This window comes from Microbacterium kunmingense (assembly GCF_023155745.1).
GTDB classification, from domain to species: domain Bacteria; phylum Actinomycetota; class Actinomycetes; order Actinomycetales; family Microbacteriaceae; genus Microbacterium; species Microbacterium kunmingense.
Genome location: NZ_JAKNUS010000010.1, coordinates 106,637 through 121,487 on the forward strand (window position 1 = coordinate 106,637; position 14,851 = coordinate 121,487).

Annotated in this window: 14 protein-coding genes; 4 read left to right on the forward strand and 10 right to left on the reverse strand. The window is 70.2% G+C overall.

Annotated features, from left to right (window positions below; all coding sequences use genetic code 11):
• Positions 1–3 precede the first annotated feature (3 nt).
• The 4 genes from ftsL to MA875_RS14200 form a co-directional block, all read right to left on the reverse strand.
• Positions 4–612, reverse strand: coding sequence for a cell division protein FtsL (gene ftsL, locus MA875_RS14185; RefSeq protein WP_248242908.1), 609 nt, complete (start codon positions 610–612; stop codon positions 4–6).
• Entirely contained in the window at positions 609–1,565 is a 957-nt protein-coding gene (rsmH, locus tag MA875_RS14190) for a 16S rRNA (cytosine(1402)-N(4))-methyltransferase RsmH (RefSeq protein WP_248242909.1), read from the reverse strand. The genes ftsL and rsmH overlap by 4 nt, the downstream gene beginning before the upstream one ends.
• A gap of 99 nt (positions 1,566–1,664) precedes the next feature.
• Complete coding sequence (gene mraZ / locus MA875_RS14195) at positions 1,665–2,096, reverse strand: division/cell wall cluster transcriptional repressor MraZ (RefSeq protein ID WP_248242910.1); 432 nt, start codon at positions 2,094–2,096, stop codon at positions 1,665–1,667.
• Between the two features lie 361 nt (positions 2,097–2,457).
• A complete protein-coding gene (locus tag MA875_RS14200) occupies positions 2,458–2,826 on the reverse strand; it encodes an SCO2097 family morphological protein (RefSeq protein WP_248242911.1) in 369 nt (122 codons plus the stop codon).
• Positions 2,827–2,888: 62 nt separating this feature from the next.
• Between MA875_RS14200 and MA875_RS14205 the strand changes: the two genes are divergently transcribed.
• Positions 2,889–3,992 carry a polyprenyl synthetase family protein gene (locus MA875_RS14205; RefSeq protein WP_248242912.1) on the forward strand — a complete coding sequence of 368 codons (1,104 nt, stop codon included), beginning with the start codon at positions 2,889–2,891 and terminating at the stop codon, positions 3,990–3,992.
• A 12-nt stretch (positions 3,993–4,004) separates the two neighbouring features.
• Here MA875_RS14205 and MA875_RS14210 read toward each other — a convergent pair whose 3' ends face one another.
• Positions 4,005–4,352: an Rv2175c family DNA-binding protein gene (locus MA875_RS14210; RefSeq protein ID WP_248242913.1), complete on the reverse strand. Its 348-nt coding sequence runs from the start codon at positions 4,350–4,352 to the stop codon at positions 4,005–4,007.
• Positions 4,353–4,514: 162 nt separating this feature from the next.
• Between MA875_RS14210 and MA875_RS14215 the strand changes: the two genes are divergently transcribed.
• Complete coding sequence (locus MA875_RS14215; protein ID WP_248242914.1) at positions 4,515–5,540, forward strand: lytic transglycosylase; 1,026 nt, start codon at positions 4,515–4,517, stop codon at positions 5,538–5,540.
• Between the two features lie 64 nt (positions 5,541–5,604).
• Positions 5,605–7,545 (forward strand): Stk1 family PASTA domain-containing Ser/Thr kinase, encoded by a 1,941-nt coding sequence (pknB, locus tag MA875_RS14220; RefSeq protein ID WP_248242915.1) that lies wholly within the window; start codon positions 5,605–5,607, stop codon positions 7,543–7,545.
• Positions 7,546–7,601: 56 nt separating this feature from the next.
• Here pknB and MA875_RS14225 read toward each other — a convergent pair whose 3' ends face one another.
• From MA875_RS14225 to MA875_RS14235, 3 genes are read right to left on the reverse strand one after another with little or no spacing between them, the layout of a single operon-like run.
• On the reverse strand, positions 7,602–8,939 hold the full coding sequence (locus tag MA875_RS14225; RefSeq protein WP_248242916.1) for a class II 3-deoxy-7-phosphoheptulonate synthase: 1,338 nt from the start codon (positions 8,937–8,939) through the stop codon (positions 7,602–7,604).
• A gap of 52 nt (positions 8,940–8,991) precedes the next feature.
• Positions 8,992–9,687: a lysophospholipid acyltransferase family protein gene (locus tag MA875_RS14230; RefSeq protein ID WP_248242917.1), complete on the reverse strand. Its 696-nt coding sequence runs from the start codon at positions 9,685–9,687 to the stop codon at positions 8,992–8,994.
• Between the two features lie 6 nt (positions 9,688–9,693).
• Positions 9,694–10,629, reverse strand: coding sequence for an ROK family protein (locus tag MA875_RS14235; protein WP_248242954.1), 936 nt, complete (start codon positions 10,627–10,629; stop codon positions 9,694–9,696).
• Positions 10,630–10,763: 134 nt separating this feature from the next.
• Here MA875_RS14235 and MA875_RS14240 point away from each other — a divergent pair, with 134 nt between their 5' ends.
• The gene (locus MA875_RS14240) at positions 10,764–12,590 is read left to right on the forward strand and encodes an AMP-dependent synthetase/ligase (RefSeq protein WP_248242918.1); all 1,827 of its coding nucleotides are present in this window, start codon (positions 10,764–10,766) and stop codon (positions 12,588–12,590) included.
• A 157-nt stretch (positions 12,591–12,747) separates the two neighbouring features.
• Here MA875_RS14240 and MA875_RS14245 read toward each other — a convergent pair whose 3' ends face one another.
• Together MA875_RS14245 and MA875_RS14250 are read right to left on the reverse strand one after the other, a co-directional pair.
• Positions 12,748–13,239 carry a peptide deformylase gene (locus MA875_RS14245; RefSeq protein WP_248242919.1) on the reverse strand — a complete coding sequence of 164 codons (492 nt, stop codon included), beginning with the start codon at positions 13,237–13,239 and terminating at the stop codon, positions 12,748–12,750.
• 10 nt (positions 13,240–13,249) lie between these two features.
• Positions 13,250–14,830, reverse strand: a complete 1,581-nt coding sequence (locus MA875_RS14250; protein ID WP_248242920.1) for a MinD/ParA family ATP-binding protein — start codon at positions 14,828–14,830, stop codon at positions 13,250–13,252.
• Between the last annotated feature and the right edge of the window lie 21 nt (positions 14,831–14,851).

Genomic DNA, 14,851 nt, shown 5'->3' on the forward strand with positions numbered 1-14,851 from the left:
CTCTCAGTGTGTGGCGGGTGTCGGCAGGGAGTCTGCTACCGGGGGCGGCGTGTCGGAGACCCCGGCACCGGTCGTGTCCACCGGCGCCCCCTGGATCGTCGCGTCGGGCTCGGTCACGAGCGGCCGATCGGCGATGAGGTCGTTGGCGACCGAACCGCGCCCCAGGGCGTCGATGGAGGCGCCGCCCTCCGCAGCGATCCCCGCGCCCAGCACCGCCCCGTCGCTCAGCCGGAGGTAGTTGGGCGATTCCTCGATCACCATCCCGAGAGCAGCGGCGTTGGCGGCGAGGTACTGCGGCGAGCTGAGGCCGGCGACATCGTCGGAGAGCATCTGCCGCTGCCACTGCAGCTCGCTCTGCTGCTGCGTGAGCGAGGAGATCTCGTAGGAGCTCTGGGTGGTCAGGATCGAGAGCATCATCTGCACGCCCGCGATCGCGAGGGCAGCCACCACCGCGACGACGCCATAGGCGAGCCGCGGCCGACGGCGGGCCACGGGGGCGGCATGCTCGACCGGCCGCAGCCGGCGATCGGGTCCGCGACGGGGAGAGCCCGGGCGACCGGGGCGCGCTTCGGCGGGAGAGCTCAGCGGAGCAGCGATCAGGGGTGCGCTCATGCCGCGGCCTCTCTCACTCGTTCGACGGCACGCAGCCGCACGGGGGTGGCGCGGGGGTTGCGCGCCTTCTCCGCGGCATCCGCCTGTTCGGCACCGCGGACCAGCAACCGGAAGCGGGGGGCGTGCTCGGGCAGCTCCACCGGCAGGCCCGGCGGAGAGGTGGATGCCACGGCGTCGGCGAAGACGCGCTTGACCAGGCGGTCTTCGAGCGACTGGTAGGACAGCACCACCATCCGTCCGCCGACCGCCAGCGCATCGAGGGCTGCGGGGATCGCCGTCTCGAGCGCCGCCAGCTCGGCGTTGACCTCGATGCGCAGCGCTTGGAACACCCGCTTCGCGGGATGTCCTGTCCGCTGTGCGGCGTACGGGGTGGCGCGCGTGAGGATGTCGACGAGTTGACCGGACCGCTCGATCGGGGCTTCCGTGCGCGCCGCCACGATGGCCCGCGCATAGCGTCCGGCGAGCTTCTCCTCGCCGTAGCGCTCGAAGATCCGGCGGAGCTGGCCCTCGCTGAAGGTCGCGATCACATCGGCGGCCGTGACGCCGGAGGACTGATCCATCCGCATGTCCAGGGGCGCGTCGCGGGAGTAGGCGAATCCGCGGTCGACCTCGTCCAGCTGCAGGGAGGAGACGCCGAGGTCGAACAGGATGCCCTGGACGGCGTCGACCCCGACGCCCTCGAGCGCCGCCGCGATGTCGTCGTAGACCGTGTGGACGAGATCGACCCGGCCGCCGAAGGGTGCCAGCCTCTCCCCCGCGATGCGCAGAGCGTCGCGATCCCGGTCGAGTCCGACGAGATGCAGCTCGGGAAACCGCTCGAGGAACGCCTCGCTGTGGCCGCCCATCCCCAGGGTGGCGTCGACGAAGACCGCTCCGGGGGCGTCGAGGGCGGGAGCGAGGAGCTCGAGACAGCGCTCGAGCAGGACGGGGGTGTGGATGTCGCGGAGGTTCATGATCGGGACCCGGTCCCCCGGCTCTGATCCCCATCCGCTCGACCTGGCGCCGGGGAAGTGCGTCAGGGCGGGAGCGGCTGGGAGTCACAGCCGGGGGCGTCAGAACAGGCCGGGGATCACCTCCTGCTCCATCTCGGAGTAGCTGTCTTCGTTGGCCAGGGCGTAGGCGTTCCACGCCTCGGCGTCCCAGATCTCGGCGTGCGCGCCGACGCCGGTCACGACGAGGTCCTTCTCGAGCCCCGCGTAGGCGCGCAGCGGCGGCGGGATGGTGATGCGGTTCTGGCCGTCGGGCTTTTCGGCGCTCGCTCCCGAGAGGAACATCCGGAGGAAGTCGCGCGCCTGCTTGTTGCTCAGCGGCGCCTCGCGGATGCGGTCGTGGACGCGCTCGAACTCGCTCTCACTGAAGACGTAGAGGCAGCGTTCCTGCCCGCGGGTGATGACGATGCCCCCGCCGAGGTCGTCGCGGAACTTGGCCGGCAGGATGACCCGGCCCTTGTCGTCGAGCTTGGGAGTGTGCGTACCCAGCAGCATCGGCACACCACCCCCTTCTTCGTCCGGCCTTCGAAGATGGTCGCCACTTTACTCCACTTTCCTCCACTTCGATACCCCGAGGGCCTGTTCAGCCGCGATTTTCTGCGGCACGCGGCCGCATGGGCGAGCCGCCCCACACGCGGCCGATGTGCGCGTGGTTCGCCGCACACGGGAGGAGATCCGGCTCAGGGCGGGGGAATCGCGGCATCCCGCCCTCCCGTGGATCGATCTCCTCCCGTGTGCGGGGAGCGAAGTGGAGGCCGGGAGGAAAGTGGGAAACCAGTGAGGGGCGCACGCACAAAAAAGAGCACCGACCCGAAGGTCGGTGCTCTGGAAGTGGATGCGGGGGGTCAGCCGCGGATCATCGTTCGCCCTGCCGGCGGTCCCAGCGATCGTTCATGCGATCCATGAACGATCCGCCCGCCGTGGCGCGCCCGGGTGATGTCGCCGTCGGTCGAGGGGCCGCCTTCGGTGCGCCGCGCGCCGGGGTCACCGCCAGGATGACACCGCCCAGCATGACGACGAACGCGATCACTCCGACGACGATGAGCTTCAACGCCACCCCGGCGATCAGGCCGCCCAGGCCCAGCAGCACGAGGATCGTGCCGTACACGATGTTGCGATAGCTGAGGGCGCGCCCTTCACGCGCGCTGACCACGTCGGCGTCGTTGCGCATGAGATGACGTTCCATCTCATCGAGCAGACGCTGCTCCTGTTCGGAGAGTGGCATGGGTCCCCCTCTGGATCCGGTTGGACGATTCTACGCGTCCCGCTGATTACTAGGCTAGGGCCGTGTCATCTTCCGCGGGCGCCGTAGAGGCTGTTTCTCAGCGACTGAACAACTTCCTCGCACGTCAGCGTGCCGAGGCGAAGGAGCTCGGCGACGAGGCGGCGATGATCATCGACGCCGCGGCCGACGCTCTGACCGGCGGCAAGCGCTTGCGGGGCCGGTTCCTCATCGCCGGATGGCGCGCGGTCCACGAGGCCCGCTCCCGGGCCGGCGAGCCGCCCGCCGCCGTGATCGGGGCGGCGGCGGCCCTGGAGATCTTCCACGCCGCCGCGCTCGTGCACGACGACGTCATCGACAACTCCGACACGCGACGCGGTCGTCCCTCCGCCCATCGCGCGCTCGAGTCGAGGCACCGCGCGTCGAACTGGCGCGGCGATGCCGCGGCGTTCGGCCGCTCCGGCGCCATCCTGCTCGGCGATCTCCTCGTCGCCTGGAGCGACGACCTCTTCGAGGAATCCCTGGCCGAGATGGGCCCGGGTCAGGATGCCGCGGCCGCGACCGCGCGCGAGGAGTACGCGCGGATGCGGCGCGAGGTCACGGTCGGACAGTTCCTCGACATCGCGGAGGAGTCCGCCTTCCGCGTGGCCCCTGACGAGGAGCACGCCGAGCGCGCCCTCCGGGTGGCGTCGTTCAAGTCGGCGCGCTACAGCATCCAGCAGCCCCTGGTCATCGGTGCCGCCCTCGCGGGAGGGTCCGAGGGTCAGCGCGCCGCCCTGGCGGCCTTCGGCCACCCCCTGGGAATGGCCTTCCAACTGCGCGACGACGTCCTCGGCGTCTTCGGCGACTCCGCCGAGACCGGCAAGCCGGCCGGCGACGACCTCCGCGAGGGGAAGCGGACCGTCCTCGTCGCCTACGCCCGCGAAGGCATCGGCGTCTCTGCGCGCCAGATCGTCGACGAGCTCATCGGCGATCCCGGCCTGGATGACGACCAGATCGCCTCCCTGCAGCGGACCATCGTCGACAGCGGGGCCCTGGGGCGGGTGGAGACGCTCATCGAGGAGTACTCGCAGGAGGCCGGCCGAGCGCTGTCGGGCGCAGACCTCGGTCACGCGGCGGTCAACGACCTGCGAGAGCTGGCGCGCGCGGCGACCGTGCGCGTCGCCTGAGCGTCGGGGGCCTCAGGCCAGGGTCTGCGCGACCCGACGCACCTCGCTCTTCCGCCCGGCGCGCAGCGCCTCGATGGGGGCGATGCCGATCGACTCCTCCGGGCTCAGCAGCCAGTCGATGGCCTCATCATCGGTGAAGCCGGCGTCACCGAGGACGATCACCGTCCCACGCAGGGACGCGAGCGGCTTGCCGTCGACGAGGAACACGGCGGGCACCGACAGTGCGCCGTGGCGCCTCGAGCCGATGAGGGCGCGATCGTCGAGAAGGCGGCGAACCCGCCCGAGCGGGAGGTCTAGGGCCGCCACGAGTTCGGGAAGGGTGAGCCACTCGGTGGGTACAGGTGCGTCGTTCTCCGCCACGAAGCCACTATCTCATTCCTCCGCGCACTCATCCCTGCGCGCGGCGGCGGGATCGGGCGACATGAGGACATCCTCATGTTTCACATCCGTCACTTTCGTTGACAGTGGTTTACACGCGTGACACCGTAGCTGGCGGGGAGGATCCCCGCAGGGAGGACCACCATGTCTCGCTCACGAACCGCCCGGCTGACGACGGCCCGCCTCGGCCTTCCCGCGACCGCGCTGGGCGCCCTGGCGGTGGCGATGCTCCCCTCGCCCGCCGCCGCGCAGGAGGCTGCTCCCGTCGCCCGCGAGGGCGTCGAGCGGGTCTCCCTCGGTGCCGCCGCGTCCTCGACCGGTCGCGCACCGGTGACGGTCCCCGCGCACAGTGCGGCACCCGAGAGCGTCGTGGTGCAGCCCGGCGACACCATCAGCGCGATCGCAGCCCGACACGGGCTGCGCACGACCGATGTCCTGGCCCTGAACGGACTGGGCTGGAGCAGTGTCATCCATCCCGGACAGGTGATCCGGCTGAGCGGTGCGTCCGCCGCCCCGGCAGCGCCGGCGCCGGCGGCGCCCGCGACGACCACGGGCTACACCGTCGTCGCGGGGGACACGATCAGTGCGATCGCGCGTCGTCACGGGGTCTCCACCCAGGCCGTGCTCGACGCGAACGGACTGCAGTCCTCATCGATCATCTACCCCGGTCAGACGATCGCGATCCCGGCGGCGACGGCGCCCGCCCCCGCCGCCCCCGCCGCGCCGGCCGCGCCGGCGCCGGTCCTCGCGGCGGAGACGGTGACGCTCGATGACGAGCAGATCGGCAATGTCCGCACGATCATCGCCGTGGGCCGAGAGCTCGGCGTCTCCGACCGGGGCATCGCCGTCGCGCTGGGGACGGCGATGGTGGAGTCGTGGCTGCGGAACCTCGACTGGGGCGACCGCGACTCCCTGGGGCTGTTCCAACAGCGACCCAGCACCGGATGGGGAAGCACCGACGAGGTCCGCGATCCCGTTCGGGCGACCAAGGCCTTCTTCGGCGGCCCGTCCGATCCCAACGGCTCGCGCACCCGCGGTCTCCTCGACATCCCCGGGTGGGAGTCGATGTCGTTCGCCGGCGCCGCGCAGAGCGTTCAGATCTCGGCGTTCCCGGATCGTTATGCGACGTGGGAGGCCCCGGCCTTCGGGTGGCTCGCGACCTACGGCTGATCGGTGTGGACGCCGGGGTGAGCCGCTGCCCGGGCTGCCACCCCGCCGTCCGTAGACTCTGACCGTGAGCACGAGTCAGCAGGCCGACCCGCTGATCGGACGTCTCGTCGACGGCCGATACCGGGTCCGTGCGCGCATCGCGCGCGGTGGCATGGCGACCGTGTACGTGGCCACCGACCTGAGGCTCGAGCGGCGCATCGCGCTGAAGGTGATGCACGGCCACCTCAGCGACGACTCCGTCTTCCAGAGCCGCTTCATCCAGGAGGCACGTGCCGCCGCACGGCTCGCCGACCCGCACGTGGTCAACGTCTTCGACCAGGGGCAGGACGGCGACATGGCGTATCTCGTCATGGAGTACCTCCCGGGGATCACCCTGCGCGAGCTGATGCGAGAGCAGCGACGGCTCACCATCCCGCAGACCATCACGATCATGGATGCCGTGCTGTCGGGCCTGTCCGCAGCGCACCGCGCCGGCATCATCCACCGCGACGTCAAGCCCGAGAACGTGCTTCTGGCCGAGGACGGCCGCATCAAGATCGGCGATTTCGGACTCGCCCGCGCGGCGACGGCGAACACCGCCAGCGGCGCCCAGCTCCTCGGAACGATCGCCTACCTCGCCCCCGAGCTCGTGACACGCGGGGTCGCAGACGCACGCTCGGACATCTACGCACTCGGGATCATGCTCTACGAGATGCTCGTGGGCGAGCAGCCCTACAAGGGCGAGCAGCCGATGCAGATCGCCTTCCAGCACGCGACCGATTCGGTGCCGCGCCCGAGCGCGAAGAACCCGGGTGTCCCCGAGCAGCTGGACGAGCTCGTCCTGTGGTCGACCGAGAAGAATCCCGACGAACGACCCATGGATGCCCGGGAGATGCTCGACCGGCTGCGGGAGATCGAACGCCAGCTCGGTGTCGCGCCGCAGGTGACCAGAACGGCCGGTCGCGGCATCCCCGACGACGACGGCCTGCCCTCCGGCGAGCTCACGCAGGTGCTCCCGGCCGCGGCGACGGGGCCTGCGGCCATCGTCGGCGACACCGACAACGCCGCGCGGCTGCGCCAGGCGACCCGGCGGCGAACCGTCCGCGGCGGATGGCTCATCGCCCTGGTGCTGATCCTCGCCGCGCTGGCCGCAGGAACGGGCTGGTGGTTCGGTTCCGGTCCCGGATCCCTGGTCGCCGTGCCGGATGTCCGCGGCGCGACGTTCGCCGAAGCAGAGGCGATCCTCGGCGAAAAGTCGCTGCGCGCGGAGGAACGCGGCGAATACAGCGTCGACGTGGAGAGCGGTCTGGTGATCGAGACCGATCCTCCGGCCGGGTCCCGGCTGGATAAGGACGCGCTCGTGACGGTGGTCGTCTCCCAGGGCCCCGCCGAGGTCGCCCTCGGCAGGGTCGTCGACCTCCCCGCCGATCAGGTGCGCGAGCTCCTGGCGCAGAACGTCATCTCCACACGGACGGACGCCGAGTTCTTCACCGACGCGCCGGCCGGCACGGTGGTCGGGATGCGCATCCACCCCCGTGGCGGCGGTGACGACATCGTCTGCGACGAAGGATGCACCGCCCGACAGGCCGATGAGGCGACGCTGTTCGTCTCCCGCGGCCCGGTGCCCGACGTGGCCGGGGATTCGGTGGACGGCGCCCGGTCCGAGCTCGGCAGTGTGCAGCTCGCCGTCGGCGATCAGGTCATCGAGCAAACCAGCGACACCTACGCCGACGGCGAGGTCATCGGGATCGCCGAGCGTGACGGCGGCGGCTGGTGGCAGCCCGGCGACACGGTCACGCTCATCGTCTCCACCGGGCCTCCCCTGTTCGAGATCCCGAACGTCGTCGGCCAGACCCGAGACGGCGCCATCGCGGCGCTCGAGGACGCGGGCTTCCAGGTGGATTACGCAGTCTTCTTCGCGGCCATCCCCGACTCGCTGACCGAGGTCGTCAGCATGGATCCGGGCGCGGGAGAATTCGTCGTGCGGGGCACCAGGATCTACATCCAGCTCACCGTCACCGGCTGAACCCGCCACCGGCTGAACCCGCACCGGGCCGACGAAACGCCGCCGACCCCGAGGCCTCAGCGCTTCTCGAGCTCCTCGGCGACGAGGAACGCCAGCTCGAGGCTCTGCATGTGGTTCAGGCGCGGGTCGCAGAGCGACTCGTAGCGGGTCGCGAGCGTCGCTTCGTCGATCATCTCCGAGCCGCCGAGACACTCCGTCACGTCATCCCCGGTCAGCTCGACGTGGATGCCGCCGGGGAAGGTCCCCACGGCACGGTGCGCCTCGAAGAATCCGCGCACCTCGTCGACGACGTCGTCGAACCGACGCGTCTTGTACCCGGTGGGTGTCGTGATGCCGTTGCCGTGCATCGGGTCGGTGACCCACAGGGGAAGCGCGCCCGAGTCGCGGACGGCTTCCAACAGCGGAGGCAGCGCGTCGCGGATCTTTCCCGCCCCCATCCTCGTGATGAAGGTCAGGCGGCCGGGCTCACGCTCCGGATCGAGCTTGTCGATCAGGGCGAGGGCGGTCTCCGGCGTCGTCGTGGGTCCGAGCTTGACCCCGATGGGGTTGCGGATCCGGGAGAAGTAGTCGATGTGCGCACCGTCGAAGTCCCGGGTGCGCTCCCCGATCCACACGAAGTGGGCCGAGGTGTTGTAGGGGGTGCCGGTGCGCGAATCGATGCGCGTCATCGGGCGCTCGTAGTCCATCAGCAGGCCCTCGTGCCCGGTGTAGAACTCCACGCGCTTGAGCTCGTCGAAGTCGGCGCCCGCCGCCTCCATGAACTTGATCGCCCGGTCGATCTCGGTGGCGAGCCGCTCGTACTGCTGGTTGGCGGGGTTCTTGGCGAAACCCTGGTTCCAGCTGTGCACCTCGCGCAGATCCGCGAAGCCACCCTGCGTGAACGCCCGGATCAGATTGATCGTGGAGGCGGCGGTGTGGTAGCCCTTGAGCAGTCGCGCCGGGTCCGCCTTGCGGGACTCCTCGGTGAAGTCGTACCCGTTGACGATGTCGCCGCGGTAGGCCGGGAGGGTCACATCGCCGCGCGTCTCGGTGTCGCTCGAGCGCGGCTTGGCGAACTGCCCCGCCATCCGCCCCATCTTCACCACCGGCATCGACGCGCCGTAGGTGAGCACGACCGCCATCTGCAGCACGGTCTTGATGCGGTTGCGGATCTGCTCCGCGGTCGCGCCCGCGAAGGTCTCGGCGCAGTCACCCCCCTGGAGGAGGAAAGCCTTCCCCGCGGCCGCGTGGCCGAGACGGTCGCGCAGCATGTCGACCTCGCCGGCGAAGACGAGGGGCGGAAGGGTCGCCAGCTCCGCCGAGGCCGCCGCGGCGGCGTCGAGGTCATACCACTGCGGCTGCTGTTTGATGGGCAGGGATCGCCAGTGGTCGAGACCGTCGAGGGGAGCGAGCATCCGATCAGTCTAGCGACGCCGGAGAGCCGCCCGACGCCGCGCGGGCCTGGTGTTACGCCGCCCGTCCCCGAGGCACGAGACGGTCCTTGACGGTGGAGGCGTAGACGTCCTCGTACTCCTGCTCGCCCAGTCGCTGCAGCGCCACCATGATCTCGTCGGTGATCGACCGCAGGATGTACCGATCGCCCTCCATCCCTGCGAAGCGGGAGAAGTCGAGGGGTTCGCCGATCACGACCCCGACCCGCGCGACGCGCGGGATGCGGGTGCCGATCGGCATCATCGTGTCGGTGTCGACCATCACGACCGGGACCACGGGTACCCGTGCCTCCAGCGCCATACGAGCGATGCCCGTCCGGCCCCGGTAGAGCTTCCCATCGGGGCTGCGCGTGCCCTCGGGATAGATCCCGAGGAGGTCGCCTCGGCCGAGGACCTGCAGGCCCGTGTTCAGCGACGCCTCGGAGGCCTTCCCGCCCGACCTGTCGATCGGGAGCTGCCCGGTGGCCTTGAAGAAGACCCGGGTGGCCCAGCCCTTCAGCCCCCGGCCGGTGAAGTAGTCGCTCTTGGCCAGGAACGACACCGGTCGGTCGATCATCAGCGGCAGGAAGATGGAGTCGGCGAAGGAGAGGTGATTGCTGGCGAGGATCGCGGCGCCCTCGGCCGGGACGTTCCGTCGACCGACGACCCACGGTCGGAAGATGGCTTTGAGGATCGGTCCGATGACCACGTACTTCATCAGCCAGTAGAACATCGACCCTCACGCCTCCCGGCCGGCGAGGTCGGCGACGCCGATGAGACCGGCATCGTTGCCGAGTCGGGCGATCGCGAAATCTGCGACCGGGCGCTCGCCGTAGCCCGGCAGGGAGGTCTCGTAGGCCAGACGCACCGGTTCGAGGAGGATGTCGCCGAGCTGGGCCACTCCCCCGCCGATGACGAAGAGCTCGGGATCGAGGACGGCCTGGAAACCCCCGCACGCCTCGCCGAGCGCGGTGGCCACGCGCCGCAGCGCCTCGAGCGCACCCGGATCGCCGGCGAGGATGAGCTCGGAGATGACATGTCCGGTGAGTCCGCCGTGCTCCGAGCGCGCGCGGGCCAGAGTCTCGCCGATACCGCCGGAGTCGGCGATCGCGCCCGCCTCCCGCTGCAGAGCGCGACCCGAGGCGTACTGCTCAAGGCATCCGTTCTGCCCGCATCCGCACGGCAGGCCGTTGCGTGTGAACCTCATGTGACCGAGCTCGCCGGCGATGCCGTGGCCGCCGTGGAACATCCGACCGCCGATGATGACGGCACCGCCGACGCCGGTGCCCATCGTGAGCATCACCATGTCGTCGACGGTCGAGCCGGCACCGAACCGGAACTCGGCCCATCCGGCCGCGTTGGCGTCGTTCTCGATGGTGACCGGGCGCCCGATCCCGGCTTCGAGGACGGCCTTGAGGGGTTCGTTGCGCCAGGCGATGTTGGGAGCGTGGATGACGGTGGCCTGCGCCTTGTCGATGAAGCCCGCCGCAGCGACGCCGACGGCGACCGCGTCGTATCGATCGATGTACGACCGCGCCATCGCCACGACCGCTGCGGCGAGCTCGGCGGTGTCGGCGGGCGTGTCGACGCGTCCCTTGTCGAGGATGCGACCGTCGGAATCGACGACGCCGCCGGCGATCTTCGTTCCACCGATGTCGATCCCGACTGTGAGCACGCGCATCCCTTCCGTCCTGGGCCCCGCCCGAGGAGGCGGATCGAGTCTAGCCGCGGGCCTGCGCGCTTCGTGGCCCGATATGCCTCGACTAGAATCGGAGGACACCCGACCGAATCGGTACCGAAGGAGTTGCCGTGATCCAATTCGATGTTCCGGCCGTGGTCCCCGCCGACCCCCAAGCCAACATCAGCGACCTCCTCGTGGAGCGCGTGAAGGCGACCCCCGAGCGTCCGCTGTTCGCCGTTCCCGAGGGCGACGGCTGGCGAGACATCACCGGCGCACAGTTCCAGTCCCAGGTCATCGCCCTGGCCAAGGGCCTCGTCGCGGCGGGCGTGGAGCCCGGCGACAAGGTCGCCTTCATCGCCCGCACGACCTACGACTGGACCCTCGTCGACTTCGCGATCTTCTTCGCCGGCGCCGTCATGGTGCCGATCTACGAGACGAGCTCCCCCGCGCAGATCTCCTGGATCCTCGCCGACTCCGGCGCGGTCGCGGTGATCGCCGAATCCGCGGACCACGCGGGCCGCGTCGCGGAGGTCAAGGCGGAGCTTCCCCTCGTCCGGTCGGTCTGGCAGATGCACGCGGGCGACCTCGACGCCCTCGTCGCCCAGGGCAAGGACGTCACCGACGAAGAGATCGAGCGTCGGCGCAATCTCGCGGTCGGCGCCGACATCGCCACCCTCATCTACACCTCGGGCTCGACGGGACGCCCGAAGGGGTGCGTCCTCACCCACAGCAACTTCGTCGAACTGGCACGCAACTCCGCGGTCGCACTGAACGAAGTGGTGCAGACCCCCGGAGCATCCACCCTGCTGTTCATCACCACCGCGCACGTCTTCGCGCGCTTCATCTCGATCCTGAACGTCCACGCGGGCGTGAAGACCGGGCACCAGCCCGACACCAAGCAGCTGCTGCCCGCCCTGGGATCGTTCCAGCCGACGTTCCTCCTGGCCGTGCCGCGGGTGTTCGAGAAGGTGTACAACTCCGCCGAGCAGAAGGCCGAGGCCGGCGGCAAGGGGAAGATCTTCCGCGCCGCCGCCCACGCCGCGATCGAGCACTCCGCCCTGCTGCAGGACGGCAAGAAGATCCCGCTCGGCCTGCGGCTGAAGTTCCGCCTGTTCGACCGTCTGGTCTACAGCAAGCTCCGCGCCGCCATGGGCGGACGGGTCACGTACGCCGTGTCGGGCTCCGCTCCGCTCGGCGAGCGGCTGGGTCACTTCTTCCACAGCCTCGGCGTCGTCATCCTCGAGGGCTACGGACTGACCGAGACCACGGCGCCCGCGACGGTCAACCTCGCGACCAAGTCGAAGATCGGCACGGTCGGTCCGGCTCTCCCGGGTGTGAGCGTCCGCCTCGCCGACGACGGCGAGATCGAGGTGCGCGGCATCAACGTCTTCAAGGAGTACTGGCGCAACCCCGAGGCCACCGCCGCCGCGTTCGACGACGGCTGGTTCAAGACCGGAGACATCGGCTCGTTCGATGCCGAGGGGTTCTTGAAGATCACGGGCCGCAAGAAGGAGATCATCGTCACCGCGGGCGGCAAGAACGTCGCCCCCGCGGCCCTGGAGGATCCGATCCGCGCGAACCCCATCGTCGGCCAGGTCGTGGTCGTCGGCGATCAGAAGCCCTTCATCTCCGCCCTCGTCACGCTCGACCCCGAGATGCTGCCGACGTGGCTGGCCAACAACGGCCTGCCCGGTGACATGTCGCTGGCCGACGCGGCGAAGAACGAGAAGGTGCGCGCCGAGGTCCAGCGCGCCGTCGACAACGCCAACACGACGGTTTCCCGTGCGGAATCCATCCGCAAGTTCACGATCCTGCCCTCGGAGTGGACGGAGGCCAGCGGTCACCTCACCCCGAAGATGAGCATCAAGCGGCACACGATCGTGGCGGACTTCGCCGCAGAGATCGAGGAGATCTACTCCGCGCCGGTGAACACCACGAACGTCTCGATCCCCTGACACACGACGGCTGACACACGACGGCTGACACACGACGGCTGACACACGACGGCTGACACACGACGGCTGACACACGACGGCTGACACACGACGGCTGACACACGACGGCTGACACGAGCCGGGTCAACGCCGCTTCGCGGCGGTGATCCGGCTCGTGTCAGAACCAGTCGGACTCGCGCACCTCTCGCATCGCGATCTTCCGGTCCTCGGGCCGCAGGCGCGAGAGGTAGAGCATGCCGTCGAGATGATCGGTCTCGTGCTGGAGCGCCTGCGCCAGCAGGCCTTCGCCCTCGATGATGCGCTCGGCGCCGTCGAGGTCGATCCCGCGCACCCGGGCATACGGGTGCCGCAGGGCGTCATGCCAGAGGCCCGGAACCGACAGGCAGCCCTCTCCCGTCGGGACGGGGTCGCCCGAGACCTCCTCCAGCACCGGGTTGAGGATGTAGCCGATGTCGCCGTCGATGTTGTAGCTGAAGGCGCGCAGCGGCACCCCGATCTGCGGCGCGGCCACGCCTGCCCGACCCGGGAGCTCCACGGTGTCGAGGAGATCCTGGACGAGGGCGCGGACGCCGTCGTCGATCGTGATGATCGGCGCGCTCGGCGCGCGGAGCACGGGGTCGCCGAAGAGGCGGATGGGTCGGACCGTCATCGGATCGCGCTCACGCGGCCGGGGCGAGGGACCGCAGGCCCTCGACGACGGTCGCCGCGAGCTCACGTGCCGCCAGCCGGGTCGCCGGCTGGAGGTCGCGGAACGTGATGGCGCTCCCCGCGGCGATCTGAGGGTCGAAAGGCATCCGGATCACCGCGCGCACGCGGCTTCGGAAATGCGTCTCGAGCTCATCGGGGCGCACCACCGGGGGGCCGGGACGAGAGTTGTTCAGCACCACGACGGCATTCTTCACCAGCTCGGCGTATCCGTTGGTCTCGAGCCAGGTGAGCGTCTCCGATGCCAGGCGCGCCTCGTCGACGCTGAGGCCCGCCACGACGACGAGCTGGTCGGCGAGATCGAGCGTCGCGCCCATCACGGAATGGACGATGCCGGTGCCGGTGTCGGTGAGCACGATGGAGTAGTAGTGCGCGGCGAGCGTGGCGACATCGTGGTAGTCGCGATCGCTGAAGGCCTCGGAGACCCGGGGATCGGCGTCGGAGGCGAGGACATCGAGGCGGGTCTCGTCGCGGGCGACGATCTGCGAGATGTCGTTGTAGCCGGTCACCTCGGCACGGGCGCGGGCGAGATCGCGGACCGTCTTGCCGTTCGCCCGGGCGATGCGCTCGGCGAGGGTTCCGCGGTCGGGATTGGCATCCACCGCGATGACGCGGTCATCGCGGGCGTCGGCCAGGGCCATGCCGAGGAGGGTGGTGACGGTCGTCTTGCCGACCCCTCCCTTGCGCGACAGGACGGGGACGAATCGGGCGCCGCCGGTCAGGGGTGCTCCGATTCGGCGATCGAGCTCCTTGCGCGCCCGGGCGCGCTTGCTGTCGCCGAGGTTCACGCGGCGCCCGGTGAGGGAGTAGACGAGGTGGCGCCACACGCCCTCGGGCTCAGACCGGACGAGGTGGCGCTGATCGAGCAGACGATCGGGCGTGAGGAGGTCGGGGGTCTCCCGCCCGCCCTCGAACTCGCCGAGGCGCTTGGACGACAGGGTGACCTCGCTGCGGGTGGTCACGCGCTCCGCAGCCTGGGTGCGCGCGGGGCGCTCGGGCTGATCGGGATGCTGCAGCTGCCACCGGGTCCCGGGGACGGAGCCCGTGCGCGTCGTCACCGGGGCGGCCTCCGCGCGGGATGTCGGCGTCGCCCCGGTCGCGATCGGGACGGCCGCGGCGGGTGCCGCCGCTTCGGGCGCGTCCTCGACGATGTCGGCGTCGACGTGGTCGGGGTGCACCGCCGCGACATCGGCGGAGGCGTCCGATGCGGAGGGGTGCTCGTCCTCGACGATCTCGGCTTCCGCGGTCTCGGCCGGAGGCTCGATGGCGACGGGACCGGTCAGCACGGACGCCGTGCCCGCGGCATCCCTCCCCTCATCGGCGCCGATCTGGTCGATCACCGGCGGGATCTCGTCGTTCACGACGTCCTGGTCGTCGAGAGCGTCGTCATCGGTCGGCGAAGGGAGGATGACGCTGACCTGGGCGGTCTGACCGCTCAGGACTCCGAGGGCGGTGGTGTCGATGCTGACGGTGTCGGGGAGGACGCCGTTCTCATCGTCGTCCTCGGGCGTTTCATCGAAGGCGTCGGGCGTCACTGCGGGTCTCCTGGAACAGGC

What these genes read in the sequence shown, in the direction of transcription:
- MA875_RS14200 (WP_248242911.1), bottom strand. Translation starts at nt 2,826, where the DNA reads ATGCCACTCTCCGAACAGGAGCAGCGTCTGCTCGATGAGATGGAACGT.
- MA875_RS14225 (WP_248242916.1), bottom strand. Translation starts at nt 8,939, where the DNA reads ATGCTCGCTCCCCTCGACGGTCTCGACCACTGGCGATCCCTGCCCATC.
- MA875_RS14215 (WP_248242914.1), top strand. Translation starts at nt 4,515, where the DNA reads ATGTCTCGCTCACGAACCGCCCGGCTGACGACGGCCCGCCTCGGCCTT.
- mraZ (WP_248242910.1), bottom strand. Translation starts at nt 2,096, where the DNA reads ATGCTGCTGGGTACGCACACTCCCAAGCTCGACGACAAGGGCCGGGTC.
- rsmH (WP_248242909.1), bottom strand. Translation starts at nt 1,565, where the DNA reads ATGAACCTCCGCGACATCCACACCCCCGTCCTGCTCGAGCGCTGTCTC.
- MA875_RS14230 (WP_248242917.1), bottom strand. Translation starts at nt 9,687, where the DNA reads ATGTTCTACTGGCTGATGAAGTACGTGGTCATCGGACCGATCCTCAAA.
- ftsL (WP_248242908.1), bottom strand. Translation starts at nt 612, where the DNA reads ATGAGCGCACCCCTGATCGCTGCTCCGCTGAGCTCTCCCGCCGAAGCG.
- MA875_RS14245 (WP_248242919.1), bottom strand. Translation starts at nt 13,239, where the DNA reads ATGACGGTCCGACCCATCCGCCTCTTCGGCGACCCCGTGCTCCGCGCG.